Source organism: Carnobacterium inhibens subsp. inhibens DSM 13024, assembly GCF_000746825.1.
In the GTDB taxonomy this organism is placed as follows: domain Bacteria; phylum Bacillota; class Bacilli; order Lactobacillales; family Carnobacteriaceae; genus Carnobacterium_B; species Carnobacterium_B inhibens.
In genome coordinates this window covers 2,239,120-2,252,706 of sequence record NZ_JQIV01000006.1, presented here as the reverse complement: position 1 = coordinate 2,252,706, position 13,587 = coordinate 2,239,120, and the positions used below count along the sequence as shown (strand labels likewise).

General features: G+C 34.9%; 17 protein-coding genes. 9 read left to right on the top strand and 8 right to left on the bottom strand.

The genetic code is table 11. From position 1 onward, the window contains the following. Positions 1-46: 46 nt before the first annotated feature. On the bottom strand, positions 47-430 hold the full coding sequence (locus BR65_RS11835; protein WP_023177028.1) for a hypothetical protein: 384 nt from the start codon (positions 428-430) through the stop codon (positions 47-49). 65 nt (positions 431-495) lie between these two features. Next, on the bottom strand, positions 496-876 hold the full coding sequence (locus BR65_RS11830) for a CvfD/Ygs/GSP13 family RNA-binding post-transcriptional regulator (RefSeq protein ID WP_023177027.1): 381 nt from the start codon (positions 874-876) through the stop codon (positions 496-498). 221 nt (positions 877-1,097) lie between these two features. Here BR65_RS11830 and BR65_RS11825 point away from each other — a divergent pair, with 221 nt between their 5' ends. Next, the gene (locus tag BR65_RS11825; RefSeq protein WP_034538359.1) at positions 1,098-2,279 is read left to right on the top strand and encodes a MalY/PatB family protein; all 1,182 of its coding nucleotides are present in this window, start codon (positions 1,098-1,100) and stop codon (positions 2,277-2,279) included. A gap of 40 nt (positions 2,280-2,319) precedes the next feature. Here the strand turns inward: BR65_RS11825 and BR65_RS11820 are convergent, their stop codons facing one another. Beyond that, positions 2,320-2,910: a peptidylprolyl isomerase gene (locus BR65_RS11820; protein WP_034538357.1), complete on the bottom strand. Its 591-nt coding sequence runs from the start codon at positions 2,908-2,910 to the stop codon at positions 2,320-2,322. A gap of 214 nt (positions 2,911-3,124) precedes the next feature. On the opposite strand from BR65_RS11820, the gene BR65_RS11815 reads away from it, so the two are divergent. The 3 genes from BR65_RS11815 to BR65_RS11805 all read left to right on the top strand — a co-directional run bounded on the left by BR65_RS11815 (position 3,125) and on the right by BR65_RS11805 (position 5,388). Further along, positions 3,125-3,628 (top strand): divergent PAP2 family protein, encoded by a 504-nt coding sequence (locus BR65_RS11815; protein WP_023177024.1) that lies wholly within the window; start codon positions 3,125-3,127, stop codon positions 3,626-3,628. 142 nt (positions 3,629-3,770) lie between these two features. Continuing rightward, on the top strand, positions 3,771-4,763 hold the full coding sequence (locus BR65_RS11810) for an NAD(P)/FAD-dependent oxidoreductase (RefSeq protein WP_034538354.1): 993 nt from the start codon (positions 3,771-3,773) through the stop codon (positions 4,761-4,763). Positions 4,764-4,881: 118 nt separating this feature from the next. Beyond that, complete coding sequence (locus BR65_RS11805) at positions 4,882-5,388, top strand: phosphatidylglycerophosphatase A family protein (RefSeq protein ID WP_023177022.1); 507 nt, start codon at positions 4,882-4,884, stop codon at positions 5,386-5,388. 60 nt (positions 5,389-5,448) lie between these two features. Here the strand turns inward: BR65_RS11805 and BR65_RS11800 are convergent, their stop codons facing one another. Genes BR65_RS11800 through BR65_RS11785 form a run of 4 tightly spaced genes read right to left on the bottom strand, consistent with a single transcriptional unit; the run spans position 5,449 to position 9,107 of the window. Further along, positions 5,449-6,048, bottom strand: coding sequence for a TIGR01906 family membrane protein (locus BR65_RS11800; protein ID WP_043945564.1), 600 nt, complete (start codon positions 6,046-6,048; stop codon positions 5,449-5,451). Positions 6,049-6,077: 29 nt separating this feature from the next. Further along, positions 6,078-6,842 (bottom strand): TIGR01457 family HAD-type hydrolase, encoded by a 765-nt coding sequence (locus BR65_RS11795; RefSeq protein ID WP_023177020.1) that lies wholly within the window; start codon positions 6,840-6,842, stop codon positions 6,078-6,080. Positions 6,843-6,872: 30 nt separating this feature from the next. Further along, on the bottom strand, positions 6,873-7,691 hold the full coding sequence (locus tag BR65_RS11790) for a YutD family protein (RefSeq protein ID WP_034538353.1): 819 nt from the start codon (positions 7,689-7,691) through the stop codon (positions 6,873-6,875). Positions 7,692-7,715: 24 nt separating this feature from the next. Beyond that, on the bottom strand, positions 7,716-9,107 hold the full coding sequence (locus tag BR65_RS11785) for a bifunctional metallophosphatase/5'-nucleotidase (protein ID WP_034538351.1): 1,392 nt from the start codon (positions 9,105-9,107) through the stop codon (positions 7,716-7,718). 597 nt (positions 9,108-9,704) lie between these two features. Between BR65_RS11785 and BR65_RS11780 the strand changes: the two genes are divergently transcribed. The 5 genes from BR65_RS11780 to BR65_RS11760 all read left to right on the top strand — a co-directional run bounded on the left by BR65_RS11780 (position 9,705) and on the right by BR65_RS11760 (position 13,080). Continuing rightward, positions 9,705-10,433, top strand: a complete 729-nt coding sequence (locus tag BR65_RS11780; protein ID WP_034538350.1) for an amino acid ABC transporter ATP-binding protein — start codon at positions 9,705-9,707, stop codon at positions 10,431-10,433. A 21-nt stretch (positions 10,434-10,454) separates the two neighbouring features. Further along, the gene (locus BR65_RS11775) at positions 10,455-11,255 is read left to right on the top strand and encodes a transporter substrate-binding domain-containing protein (RefSeq protein ID WP_034538348.1); all 801 of its coding nucleotides are present in this window, start codon (positions 10,455-10,457) and stop codon (positions 11,253-11,255) included. A gap of 66 nt (positions 11,256-11,321) precedes the next feature. Continuing rightward, complete coding sequence (locus BR65_RS11770) at positions 11,322-11,969, top strand: amino acid ABC transporter permease (protein ID WP_034538346.1); 648 nt, start codon at positions 11,322-11,324, stop codon at positions 11,967-11,969. A 43-nt stretch (positions 11,970-12,012) separates the two neighbouring features. Continuing rightward, positions 12,013-12,636, top strand: a complete 624-nt coding sequence (locus tag BR65_RS11765; protein WP_034538824.1) for an amino acid ABC transporter permease — start codon at positions 12,013-12,015, stop codon at positions 12,634-12,636. 111 nt (positions 12,637-12,747) lie between these two features. Next, a complete protein-coding gene (locus BR65_RS11760; RefSeq protein WP_034538344.1) occupies positions 12,748-13,080 on the top strand; it encodes an MGMT family protein in 333 nt (110 codons plus the stop codon). A gap of 63 nt (positions 13,081-13,143) precedes the next feature. On the opposite strand, the gene BR65_RS11755 is transcribed toward BR65_RS11760, so the two are convergent. Further along, positions 13,144-13,581, bottom strand: coding sequence for a GNAT family N-acetyltransferase (locus tag BR65_RS11755; protein WP_034538343.1), 438 nt, complete (start codon positions 13,579-13,581; stop codon positions 13,144-13,146). Positions 13,582-13,587 lie beyond the last annotated feature (6 nt).

Genomic DNA, 13,587 nt, shown 5'->3' with positions numbered 1-13,587 from the left:
AAAAAAACGGCATTTCCTATATGAGAAATACCGCTAAAGGTTAATATTATTTAAATTGTGGAACTCCTGAGATTTCCCAATTTTCTAAGGTTTTTGTAAGATCATCAGAATGTAGCCAAGATAAAGAATGTTTGTTGTTTTCAGTCAAAAGACTATGGTCTATTTCTTCATTATATAATTCGAAAACAAACAACGGGATACGTTTATCATTAACTACTGCATTTGTCAGTTCGTATAAATTCAAATCAGAGGCATCAATGGGTAAAATTAACTTTAACTGGTCTATTATACAAGCTAACCCTGTTTTAGCATCACTGATTTCTGTGGTAGGGAAAGAGTGCAACTCAGCTTCTTCTTTTACCAAGAATACATATTTTCCTTCTGGTCCTTTTGCCATTATCGTCCCAGCTACCCATCTTTTTTCTATCATTAGTTTACACCTCTACCTATAGTTTTAAGCTCATTTATTTTGTTTACAATAGGTCAATCATTACCTTAATACACTAATTTCTTTTTTTCATCTTCTTTTGCTTCTTCAATCCATTTAGGCATTGCTTCCTTTATTGTAGCGAAACCAATTTTATCGGATTTTTCATGGTGTTGACGTCTTTTCTTAGGATGATATTGATAGGTCGTACTTTCCTCTAACGCTCTTAGAGATAAACTGATTTTTTTTGTGTATTCATCAATGTCTAATACCATCACTTCAATATCGCTGCCTACTTCTAATACTTCACTTAAGTCTTTAACAAAACCGTGTTTGCATTCTGAGATATGGATAAGTCCTTGTGTTTCATTGTCAAGAGAGACGAATGCTCCATAAGGTTGAATTCCAGTAACTGTTCCTTTGATTACCATACCAATTTTGTACTCCACCCCTATCACCTCACTTATACGTTTTAAAAAAACTTTTTATTTATGTTTTTATTCTAGCACAAATAATATTAACGTGTGTTCAGAATACGTTTTCATTTTAACGTTACCTTAATTTTTTTATGTATTTAGTATAGATAGAGCGAATATTAGATATCTATTAATTTTATCAGTATACTAAATTAAAAGGCATTGACTATCTATTTGAACGGAGGAACAGCTAAATGAAATGGAATTTTGATGATATTATTGATCGAAATGGACAACATAGTATTAAATGGGATTATGCTAAAAAATTATTTGAAAACGAGGATGTTTTACCTATGTGGGTAGCCGATATGGACTTTGCCAATCCCCCCACAGTTGTCGATGAATTGAAAAAATTAGTAGAACAACAGATTTTAGGTTACTCTTTTCCATCTGATTCACTTTACAAATCTATTATTGACTGGCAAAAAGAACGCCACAATTTGCATTTGAAGCCTCAAGATATTTTATTTTCACCTGGCGTTGTTCCAAGTATTGCACTCATTATTCAAACATTCACTAAAGAACAGGATGCTGTGTCGATTCACGATCCCGTCTACAACCCATTTGAGCAAATGGTAACGTTGAATAACCGCAGAGCCATTCGTTCTCCACTGCTCATTGAGGATAATTTATTTAAAATGGATTTTGCAGCTATTGAACAACAGTTTAAGCAAGAAAAGGTCCGTTTAGTTATTTTAAGTAACCCTCATAACCCTGGTGGCCGTGTCTGGACAAAGGAAGAATTGATTCAATTGGCTACCTTATGTCAAAAGTATCATGTTATTTTGTGTAGTGATGAAATACATGGAGATCTTGTTTACAAATCTGAGAATTTCGTTTCTGTTGCGGCTATCGATGAACACTACCAAGACTTCGTTATTACACTTACAGCAGCCACTAAGACTTTCAACTTAGCTGGCATTAAAAATTCAATGATATTCGTTCAAAACGAAACATTGCGCAATGCTATAAAACACGTTCAAGCAAAAACAGAACAAAATAGCATCAATACATTTGGATACATTGCTACAGAAGCTGCTTTTAAAACTGGCGGTCCTTGGTTAGAAGATCTCTTAGCCTATTTAAAAATTAATTTAGAAACTATTTGTACTTTTTTTGATACAGAATTGCCTCAAGTCCATTATATGAGACCACAAGGCACTTACTTATTCTGGTTTGATTGCTCTACTTTAGGTATTCCAGATGAACAATTAATCCATCACTTTGCACAGGTGGGAAAAATTGGATTAAATGCTGGTTCAGCATATGGCCCTAAAGGAACCCAATACATGCGGTTAAATTTTGCTGCTCCTCATGCAACTGTTATAGAAGGATTGAACCGTATCAAGATTGCTTTTGACCATTCAAATAGATAAAAAAAAGAAGTTGAGAATACTATTCTCAACTTCTTTTTTTTTAACTTATTACAATGCTTTCAATAACGATATCATTTACAGGTTTATCTTGAGGTCCGCGTTTAACATTTTGGATGCTGTCTACAACGTTCATGCCTTCAACTACATGACCAAAAACAGTATGACGGTTATCTAACCATGGTGTTCCACCATTCTCTTTATAAGCTTCAACAACTTCTGCTGGGTATCCGGCAGCTTCCAATTGGCCTACCATGTTTGGTGGTGTTTGAGAAGCTGATACAATAAAGAATTGACTTCCATTTGTATGAGGACCTGCATTAGCCATTGAAAGAGCACCTTTAAGATTGAAAGCTTTATCTGAGAATTCATCTTCAAAAGAAGTTCCCCAAACACTTTCTCCACCCATACCGGTTCCAGTTGGGTCTCCCCCTTGAATCATGAAATCAGGAATAACACGGTGAAAAATGATTCCATTGTAGTAGCCGCTCTCTGCTAACTTAACAAAGTTTTCTACAGCTTTAGGAGCAATTTCTGGGAATAATTTAACTTTCAACTCACCCATAGTTGTTTTAATAGTTGCAGTTTTTTCATTGCTTGCTACTTCGGTTGATAATTGTGGAAATTCAGACATTTTATCGTCCTCCTATTTTTTATATTTTCTTCTCTATCATACCGAAATCTTACTTGTATTGCTATTTTTTTTAGCTAATTTATACTGGAGCGCAAAAAAATAGATGACCGATGTATTTTTTTATCTCTTGTGAATACGTTTTTTACCAAAGTAAGAGGGGTTTCATGTTATGATATGAAAAAAGACTATTGATTTTTTTAAAGGATGGGACACTATGCTTATTTTATCGAATTATCCGCTTGTTGCAGCATTTGCAGCAATTACATTTGCACAATTTATTAAAGTACCAGTAGCTTTTCTATTAAGAAGAAAGACAACATGGGCGTTAGCTACTTCTACTGGCGGGATGCCTAGTTCCCATTCAGCAGCAGTATCAGCATTGATTACAGCCTTAGCTCTAGAATACGGAGTTGCTTCTCCATTTGTAGCTATAGCAAGTACTTTTGGAGCCATTGTTATGTTTGATTCTATGGGTGTACGTCGACAAAGTGGAGAACAGGGAATCTTGTTAAATCAATTGATGGTTGATTTTCATACGTTGAGTAAAAAAGTAGTGAAACTTTCTCATGAATCAATGTCACTTGTAGATGAGAAAAAAGAGCGTCACTTAAAGGAATATCTAGGACATAAGCCTATCGAAGTCTTTTTTGGGATTCTGACAGGTATTGGAGTGGCTTTTATTACACGAGCTATACTGACCTACTTTTCATTTTTATAATTTTCACTAGTCCTTTACTTGCCTTGAAAAAGGAGTTGGTTAGAGGACTATTTTTTATTGAAATCTATGATTACCCTTGTCTTATATGCTATACTTTAAGACAATTTGATTGATAAAATTGTACTCTTGGAGGAATTCAGTTTTGAATACGACTAAAGAAGTCTTTGACATTACGATTATTGGTGGCGGTCCTGTTGGCATGTTTGCTGCTTTTTATGGAGGTATGCGAAATGCAAAAGTTAAGATTATTGAAAGTTTACCACAATTAGGCGGACAATTAAGTATGTTATATCCTGAAAAAGATATTTATGATATTGCGGCTCTTCCAGTAGTAAAAGGACAAGAATTGATTGATAATCTTTCTGTTCAAATGTCGCGTTTTGACCCAACTATCTGTTTAGAAGAAGAAGTCACACAAGTCATTAAAAATGCTGATGAATTATTTGAGATGACCACAAAAAAAGGGATTCACTATTCAAAAGCTATTATTATAACCGCCGGAAATGGAGCCTTTCAACCAAGAAGATTAGAGTTGGAACACGCTGCTGATTACGAAGGCAAAACGCTTCATTACTATGTCAACAATATTGAACAATTTAAAGACCGTACTGTGGCTATTTGCGGCGGTGGCGATTCTGCTGTGGATTGGGCATTGACGCTTGAACCCATTGCAAAAAAAGTTTACCTTATTCATCGTCGGAATAAGTTTAGAGCGATGGAACACAGTGTTTCTTTATTAGAACAATCTAGCGTTGAAGTGATTACCCCTTATATTCCGGTTGAGTTAAAGGGTGATCATCCTCAAATCCAATCTGTCCACTTGAAAGAAGTCCGAGGTGACGATGAAAAAGAACTTAAAATTGACAATTTCTTAATCAATTATGGTTTTACTTCATCTATTGGACCAATGAAAAATTGGGGGTTTGATGTTAAACGAAACGAGATTCCAGTAAACACTAAAATGGAAACTAGTGTTTCTGGTATATATGCCGCTGGCGATATCTGTACTTATGAAGGAAAAATTAAATTGATTGCGACAGGATTTGGTGAAGCTCCTACGGCTATCAATAATGCAATGAGTTACATCAATCCTGATGAACGTGTTCAACCAATGCACAGTACCAGCCTTTTTTAGTTTTTATTTTTCTTTAGCTGAAAAAGGCAACTTTTCATAGTAGACTTGGATGGTTATTATAAGTCATTTCTTCTCCTTTCTAGTATAATTAACTTATACTTAAAACGGAGGGATAGAAATGGTAAAAGATACAAATGAGTTACATGAAAAAGCTTTAGCCTTATTAAACCAACGTGGAGTCCAATTAGATGATATTGCTGAATTGGTGATGTTTTTACAACAATCTTATATCGATGATTTAACTTATGAAGTTTGTTTAGAAAACGTAAAAGCTGTTTTGAAAAAAAGAGAAGTTCAAAATACGATTCTGACTGGAATCCAGTTAGATATTTTAGCTGAAAATAAAGAATTAATGAACCCTTTATTGGATATCATCGTTGAGGATGAGGGTCTATATGGAATAGATGAGATCATGGCTCTTTCAATTGTTAACGTCTATGGTTCTATCGGCTTTACAAACTACGGATACATCGACAAAATCAAACCTGGTATTTTAAAAAAATTAAATAGTCACAATGATAATGAAGTTCATACATTTTTAGATGATATCGTTGGAGCTATTGCGGCTGCAGCAGCTAGTCGTTTAGCGCATGCTCATCCAACGAAAAGCGACATTACAAAATAAAACTACTTTTAAAGTAAACAAGAACGCACTGACAACTATTAGATGTCAGTGCGTTCTTGTTTAATTAAAGGCCTTTTTTTTAGTATAGAAATACCCAAAAATAAGTTGAAGTTCAATCAGGACAAAAGCCAAAATAAAACAGTGCATGAAGAATGTTTCAGGCAAAGCTAAAATAATGGGATCTGTAGAAGGATTAAACAACCAAGCATCATTATTAAAAAACAATTTATGAAATGCTACAAATAACTGATCAAAACTCACAGCTATCATAAAAAACACCACTAAAGGAACCATTATTCCAACTTGGAATGGACGAACCAACTTCCAAAAAAGCTGATTTTTCTTAATGTAACGAATATAGAAAAACGAACCTACAGCAGTAATCACCATGGTGACATAATCCACCATGAACAATCTCTTAACTTCATAAAAGTGAAACAACCCGCTTTGGGAACTTGGAAAATCTGGAAAATTTAATTCTGACACCCATGGCAAGTTTAAATAGTTAAGCAGCACACGATAGTTTTCCATTAATGCTTCTTTAGGTAACCCTACTTTTTGTGGAATATTTAAGTAATCTATATCAAATGCGTATAATGGCGTCAAATTAATTGTCAACGCTATAGCAAACGATAGAATAAATAAAAACAAGCCAATCATTCCTATAAGGTGAATGCCTTTTTCTTTCACTAAAACACCCACTCATCCAGTGAATTCAATAAATAGGTAGGTTGTTCTTCCACAAGTGTTAAGTCCTCTTTTGTTGTAAATCCTGTTAATACTAATAAAGTATCCACGTCGTTATTGATGCCAGCTAAAATATCCGTTTCATAATTATCGCCTACCATAATGACTTCTTCTTTTGTTAACCCAATTGTTTTAATGGCTTCTTCCATAATAATAGCTTCAGGTTTACCGATAAACGTCGGTTGAACTCTTGTTGATGCAATCAATAAAGCCACTAATGAACCGGCACCAGGTACCATCCCTTTATCACTTGGTAAATTTGTATCTTTATTTGTTGCAATAAAACGAGCTCCTTTATGAATGGCTAAAGTTGCTATTTCAAAATCATGATAGGTAACTTGACGATCGATTCCTACAACCACATAATCTGGATTCTCTTCATCTTCAACAAACCCTGCGTTTTTCAATGCAGTTCTGATACCTGTTTCGCCTATTATATAAACCTTTTTTCCTCCGCCTAATGAAGTTAAGTAATCAGCTGTTGCCAACGAACTAGTGTACACTTCTTCTGCTGACGTTTGGACATCAAAGTTTTGAATCAAATTATCCGCTACTTCTTTTTGTGTTTTAGAAGAATTATTGGTAACAAATAAATAAGGAATCTTATTTTCTTGTAATCTTTTAATGAACCGTGAAGCTGCAGGAATCGGTTCTTTCCCTCGATACATCGTACCGTCTAAATCAATTAAATATCCTTTATACTTCATCTAGTTAACCCAACCTTTATTGTCATTAGTTTATTTCGGAACAACTTTTCTTCTGATGCTGTATTGTCGTTTTCCTTTAGCATCTTTAACAGTCTCAACCGTTTCTTTAGAAACACTTTTTTCAACTGTTTTTTCAACTGGTAAAACTTCTTTTTTAACAAAGTCTTTTTTTGGTTTCATTCGATCTGACGATCTCTTTTTATTAGATGCATTCGTTTGTTTTGCATTTGTCTCTTTTGATTGGACTTGTTTGACTACTTTTTCATTTGTCAAACTTTTACTTTTTTGTGTTCTGCGTTTTTTTGGTTTATTGGGCTTAGTGCGTTCCTTTTTGTCATCCATTCGTTGCAAGACAAAATAAGGACAACCAAAATTACAATACTCATACAAATAATCTTGAAGGTTCCCAATTCGTTGATCTTGAGGGACTTTGCGATTTCGGTTGTCATAGAAACCTTTTAAACGAATTTGTTCAAATCCCCAATCCGCAACAATATAATCGTACTTATTTAAAATTTCACTGTATCGCTCACCCAATCGTTCTGCATCAAACGCATCTCGGTAATCTTTCACGATTTCAAACTTTTTGTCTTCAATCCTGATCGTTGTAGCATCAATTCTTTGGACGATTGGCTCTTCAGTTGTCGTAATCAATTGAGTGACTTCTTTTTCTAAAGAAAGATTCATCTTCTCTTCAGTCTCATGCTTTTCTTCTACTGGAACAGTCTGTGATTCTTTTACTTGTTTTTTTGGCCTTGGCTTTGTTTGGCGATTCTTTGACGAAAAAGTCTTTTTAGATAAATTCGAAGCTTTCGTCCGTTCTTTAGTTGTTTCTTTTTCGCTTGTCATTTCGTTCACCTGCTTTCTTTCCATTCATTCTGTTACGTTATCTGCGGGATAATGTTTCTTCAAATATTGTCCTAAGACATTTCGGATAAAATAAGGAAACAACACTTCATTTTCCCCTTTGATCTCAATAGTTGGGAAAAACGGAATAAACATAAAATGATCTACCGTAGCAAATGTGTAGTGCTTTGTTTTTTCTACTGGCTTTCCTAACCAAGTAACTTCACCGGTCATTTTATCATACGCTACTCCATTGTAACAGATTTCACCAAATATTTTCCCTCTAAATCCAATTCCTTTAATCGGAAAATTCCGTAAAAACAAACGATTTTTTTCCATCTCATAAATGACTCGGATCAGATTTTCTCCATCTAATGTGCATCTTAAGATACGCATTGGATGCGGCAAAACCTGATGTAGCTCATCTTTTGTCACCGTTCCTTCAATCAAAGGCTGCATAAACAAACCTGCATTTAAAATTGCCGCGTCTGTATTAGCATATTCTTTAAGGGCTTTTAATCCAACATCAACAAGTTCAGAACTCCCTTGCCAACTAACAGGATAATTAGAAGGAATTGAGGCAACAATCTGCTCATTCAACAATTGATGTCCTTTTATTTCGTAGCCTTCAATCAGTTGTTCCTCATTCAGAGGTGCTTTTATCGTTACCGTTTCCTTAACGGTCGCGGTAGCTTTTTTAATTCGATTATCCTCTATCTCTAATTCAATGTGACCAACATATTGCCCATATTTTCCAGCTGCAGCAAGCAATGTATTTCTAACGACTTTTCCATGTGGCAGTAAATGATGCGTGTGTGATCCGATGATAACGGAGATCATTGGATACAATTCAGCAATTCGCTGATCTTCACCAATTCCTAAATGAGACAGCAATATAACGGAATCAACTAGAGGAGTTAGCAATTCTAAAATGTCTCCAATCACTTCATCCGGATTTTTCACGTTCCATCCAATTGGTTTATAGCTCGTAGGAAAAGGAGCGGTCAGTCCAAATAAACCAATCTTATAACCGGATGCTGTCTGAACGATGTGGAAGACTTTTGCCCATTCTGGGGGGAGTCCTGTATTCTCATCAACTAAATTTGAAATAACAACAGGAAAATTAGCCTCATCGTATAAATGGTTCAGCTGATTTTTAGAACTTCCAATTCCTTCATTATTCCCAATCGTAACGGCATCATACCTTACTTCATTTAGTAATTGGATGTTTGCTTTTCCATCGGTAGCTTCTGTCAAAGGATGGACTCGATCACAGGCGTCTCCAATATCAAATGAAAATACTGCTTCATTTTCTTTTTCCAATCGTCTAGACTCGTCACGTAAGTAAGCAGAAATTCTCGGCCAATTTTCAAAGTGAGAATGAATATCGTTTGTATGAAAAATGTGGATACGTTCCATTTGCTTCATCCTTTATTTCTGAAATTTATACTGCTTATATTATACCAATCTTCAAAAAAAATATCTTGTGTATCTAAAGAAGATACACTGATTAATTAAATTATCCTACAATTGTTCTAGATAAGCTTTTGTTTCGCTTGAAAAAGCGAAACAATTTGCAAAGCTTCTTCTTTAATGATAAAATTCTCAGGGCTACCATGATTGTAAAATTTCGCATAAAAGATTGGCTATCTTCCTATCATATGAATTTATCAAAAAAAGCAAAGTCTTCTGACTTTACTTTTTCAAAACTATTCTTCATAATTATGAAGACTTCTATTATATCCCTACTTCTTTATACCTAAAGTTTTTTTTCATTTTAATTGAATGCTTTCTGGACGTGCATTCTTTCTAATAGAACCGTTGGTTTATAAAAACAGAATATTCTATATAACTACTGCAAGCATTAGAAAATTCTCTACTCGTTCTAAGCTTTTTTTAGTGCTCAAAAACAAACTTTTGTTATTCCGTCAGGAAGTATGAAAGAGGACCTTCCTCTTTCATACTTCTTAATTTAATTACTTAAAGAACAACATAGAAAATAAGGAGTGTGTCTAAATGATTGAATTTAAAAATATCGAAAAGTATTACGGTGAATTTCACGCTTTGAAAAATATCAATCTTACCTTTAATCAAGGTGAAGTTGTGGTTGTCATCGGACCTTCTGGTTCTGGTAAGAGTACAATGCTGCGTTGCATCAATGGATTAGAAGATATCTCTGAAGGAGAACTACTGATCAAAGGTAAAAATCTTCATGGTAAGAATACAAATATTAATGAGATTCGTAAAAATGTCGGGATGGTTTTCCAACATTTCAACCTCTACCCACATAAAACGGTTTTAGAAAACATTATGTTGGCACCTATGAAGGTCTTAAAACAGTCTAAAGAAGAAGCTCAACAAAACGCTGAGAAATTTTTAGATAAAGTTAACATGTTAGACAAAAAAGATTCTTATCCTTCTAATTTATCAGGTGGACAACAACAGCGTGTTGCGATTGCAAGAGGTTTAGCTATGGGGCCAAGTGTTTTATTATTTGATGAGCCTACCAGTGCACTAGATCCTGAAACGATTGAAGATGTACTTGACGTTATGAAAAAATTAGCTAAAGAAGGTATGACGATGATCGTCGTTACCCATGAAATGGGATTCGCGCGTGAAGTTGCAGACCGTGTTATTTTTATGGCAGACGGAGAAGTCCTTGAAGACCGTGAAACAGTTTCGTTCTTTGAAAATCCAAAAGATGAACGTGCAAAACAGTTCTTAAGCAAAATTATCAATCATTAATTTTATAGGAGGATTTTTCAGATGAAAAAATCAAACAAACCATCTCTTTTTCTTCTCTTACTCCTGCCTGTTTTATTTCTTGCTGCTTGTGGTTCTAAAAGTGCAGCTGAAATAGATATAACAGAACGGATAAAAGAAAATCCGACCCTAACTTGGGGCGTAAAAGTCGATACCAATCTTTTTGGTCTTTACGATATTCAATCTAGTGAGATCAGAGGTTTCGATATCGATATTGCCAAAGCTATCACTAAAGAAATTACTGGAAACGCTGATAATGCAGAATTTGTTGAAGTAACTTCTAAAACACGGATTCCTTTATTAAAAAACGGAAACATCGATGCTATTATAGCAACGATGACCATCACAGAAGAACGAAAACAACAAGTAAACTTTACAGATGTTTACTTTGATGCTGGTCAAGCCTTGTTGGTTCCAAATGACAGTTCTATCCAAAATTTAGAGGATCTATCTGCTGAAACAACTGTATTGGCCGTTAAAGGCTCAACTTCAGCACAAAATATTCGTGAGTTGTCTCCTGAGGCAAATGTATTAGAATTAGAAAATTATTCTGAAGCCTTTACTGCTTTACAATCTGGCCAAGGAGATGCTGTTACAACAGATAATGCTATTTTATTAGGGATTATCGCGGATAACCCTGGCTACCGGTTAGCCGGAGGAAACTTTACTCAAGAACCTTATGGTATTGCAATAAATAAAGGACAAGATATTTTCTTACAAGAAGTCAATAAGGCCTTGGATACCATCAAAGCTAACGGCGTATACGATGAAATTTACGCTAAATGGATCCCTGAATTGGACTAATCATTTTCAAATTACACCCTATAAGCAGGAATTTACTGCTAAGAAATAATAAAGCGAGGTGCACCTATGCTAACGATCTTAACAACCTACTCCGATGTTTTAATCGATGGGTTTCTAAATACACTGTATTCAAGTATCATTGCCTTATTTTTCAGTCTGATCATTGGGACATTAATGGCAATCTTTCAATTATCTAAAACAAAATGGATCAAAGGTTTGGCAAATGCTTATGTTGAGTTCTTTAAGAATATTCCTCTTTTGATCATTGTGATGTTCTTTTATGTAGTCGTGCCTTTATATTGGTTCTCTATTGATGGTTTTGTAGCTGGTACGATTGGTTTAACAATCTACACTTCTGCATTTATTGCAGAAACGGTTCGTGCCGGAATCATGGGCGTGCCAAAAGGTCAAACAGAAGCTGGACTTTCAACAGGGTTGACTCAAAATGAAACGATGCGTTATATTATTTTACCGCAAGCCTTCAAAATCGTTATCCCGCCGCTTGGCAATCAATTTATTAATTTAGTAAAGAACTCATCTGTTCTAGCAATGGTTACAGGTCTAGACTTGATGTATCAAGGTGATCTGATCGCCAGTGAGACATTTAATACGTTTGACTCGTATATTTTAATTGGTTTAATTTACCTCATCATTACATTACCTTTAACTTACTTGATGAGTTATATCGAACGCCGCTTAAATGTAACATCTTAAAAGGAGGAGAAATCATTTGACTATTATAGAAGCTTTTTCATGGATGAACATCCGCTTCTTACTGGATGGACTTCTCGTTACAGTAGAAGTAGCCTTACTTTCCATTATTTTCAGTTTCATTATTGGAGCTATTTTAGGATTGCTTCGCTATATGAAAATTCCCGTTTTTTCGAAAATCGTCGGGGCTATCATTGACTTAATACGTAATTTACCATTATTATTAATTATCTTTTTTACTTATTTCGCCTTACCACAAATTGGTATTCGTTTAGATATCTTTTGGTCAGCCGTAGCTGCTATGACGATTTTTGAATCTGCTATGCTTTCAGAAATCATTCGTGCTGGTTTAAATTCTGTTCCTTCTGGACAGATGGAAGCTGGTCGTTCAACTGGATTAACTTATCTACAAACCTTGTGGATTATCATTATTCCACAAGCCTTTAAAGCTATGGTACCACCTATTGTCAGCCAATTAGTATCATTGATCAAAGATACTTCATTAGCAACCATTATTTCTTTGCCTGAGTTGACACATAACGCTAGAATTATTTATGGTCAAAATACCACCTATGTGATTCCAATGTTCATCGCTTTAGCGTTCTTCTACTTCATTGTTTGTTACGCATTATCAAAAGTAGCCAAACGTTTTGAAGCAAAATTATCCTAACCAAATAGCCGCTCACTAGCAATAATTTTAGTGGACGGCTATTTTTTTGTCTTATTTTCGGTTACGATAGAAGAAAGTTGTTTATGTTAGAAGACAGAAAGGACTATTTTCATGACTCCCTTTACAAACCGTGTTATCAAAATCATCCAATCGATTCCAAGTGGAAAAGTTATGACATATGGTCAAATAGCTGGATTAGCTGGAAATCCCCGCGGAGCAAGACAAGTAGTTCGTATCTTGCATTCAATGAGCCAGAACTATAACTTGCCTTGGCATCGAATAATCAATGCTAAAGGTGAAGTTGTTATAAAAGATGCTGAAGGAGCTTTTACTCAAAAAGACCGTTTATTATCAGAGGGTATCGCTTTAACAAAAGCTGGCAAAGTTGATTTAGCCTTTTACCGCTATACTCCGCAAATCGATTGGGACCTAGAAGACCAATAAAAAACGGATTCAACTTATACTCTTTTCTAGTTGAATCCGTTTTTTTATTTTAAATTATCAGTCTTAACAACTTTTGTACATAAAAACAGTTTTATTAGACATTTTAAACCCTAGCTTCTGATAGAAGACGTGTGCGGGTACCATTTTATCTGTTAGTAACGTAATATCTTCAAGGTCATTTTCTTTGCAGTAGACTTCTAAGTGACGCATCATTTCTTTTCCAATACCTTTTTGTTGATAACTTGGATGAATAAAAAATTCATCCACATAAACTTCCTCTCCAGACCAAAATGTGCGCTCAACACCGAATAAGACTCCCACAATAGTCGTTTTGTCCACAAAAACATAGCCAAATGAACGCATTCGGTGGATAAGCTCGGTTAAATGATTGCCAGCGGTCATTTTTGTCCACTTTTCATTCCAAGGCTCTCGGTTATACACAGTTATCAACAGTTCCGTACAAGCTTCTAAATCTGATTCTGTAAACTTTCTAATGGCCATCACGTT

Excerpts from the sequence above, each read along its gene's own strand:
- BR65_RS11835 (WP_023177028.1), bottom strand. The coding sequence starts at position 430 with ATGATAGAAAAAAGATGGGTAGCTGGGACGATAATGGCAAAAGGACCA.
- BR65_RS11825 (WP_034538359.1), top strand. The coding sequence starts at position 1,098 with ATGAAATGGAATTTTGATGATATTATTGATCGAAATGGACAACATAGT.
- BR65_RS11820 (WP_034538357.1), bottom strand. The coding sequence starts at position 2,910 with ATGTCTGAATTTCCACAATTATCAACCGAAGTAGCAAGCAATGAAAAA.
- BR65_RS11815 (WP_023177024.1), top strand. The coding sequence starts at position 3,125 with ATGCTTATTTTATCGAATTATCCGCTTGTTGCAGCATTTGCAGCAATT.
- BR65_RS11805 (WP_023177022.1), top strand. The coding sequence starts at position 4,882 with ATGGTAAAAGATACAAATGAGTTACATGAAAAAGCTTTAGCCTTATTA.
- BR65_RS11800 (WP_043945564.1), bottom strand. The coding sequence starts at position 6,048 with ATGATTGGCTTGTTTTTATTTATTCTATCGTTTGCTATAGCGTTGACA.
- BR65_RS11795 (WP_023177020.1), bottom strand. The coding sequence starts at position 6,842 with ATGAAGTATAAAGGATATTTAATTGATTTAGACGGTACGATGTATCGA.
- BR65_RS11790 (WP_034538353.1), bottom strand. The coding sequence starts at position 7,691 with ATGACAAGCGAAAAAGAAACAACTAAAGAACGGACGAAAGCTTCGAAT.
- BR65_RS11785 (WP_034538351.1), bottom strand. The coding sequence starts at position 9,107 with ATGGAACGTATCCACATTTTTCATACAAACGATATTCATTCTCACTTT.
- BR65_RS11780 (WP_034538350.1), top strand. The coding sequence starts at position 9,705 with ATGATTGAATTTAAAAATATCGAAAAGTATTACGGTGAATTTCACGCT.
- BR65_RS11775 (WP_034538348.1), top strand. The coding sequence starts at position 10,455 with ATGAAAAAATCAAACAAACCATCTCTTTTTCTTCTCTTACTCCTGCCT.
- BR65_RS11770 (WP_034538346.1), top strand. The coding sequence starts at position 11,322 with ATGCTAACGATCTTAACAACCTACTCCGATGTTTTAATCGATGGGTTT.
- BR65_RS11765 (WP_034538824.1), top strand. The coding sequence starts at position 12,013 with ATGAACATCCGCTTCTTACTGGATGGACTTCTCGTTACAGTAGAAGTA.
- BR65_RS11760 (WP_034538344.1), top strand. The coding sequence starts at position 12,748 with ATGACTCCCTTTACAAACCGTGTTATCAAAATCATCCAATCGATTCCA.
- BR65_RS11755 (WP_034538343.1), bottom strand. The coding sequence starts at position 13,581 with ATGGCCATTAGAAAGTTTACAGAATCAGATTTAGAAGCTTGTACGGAA.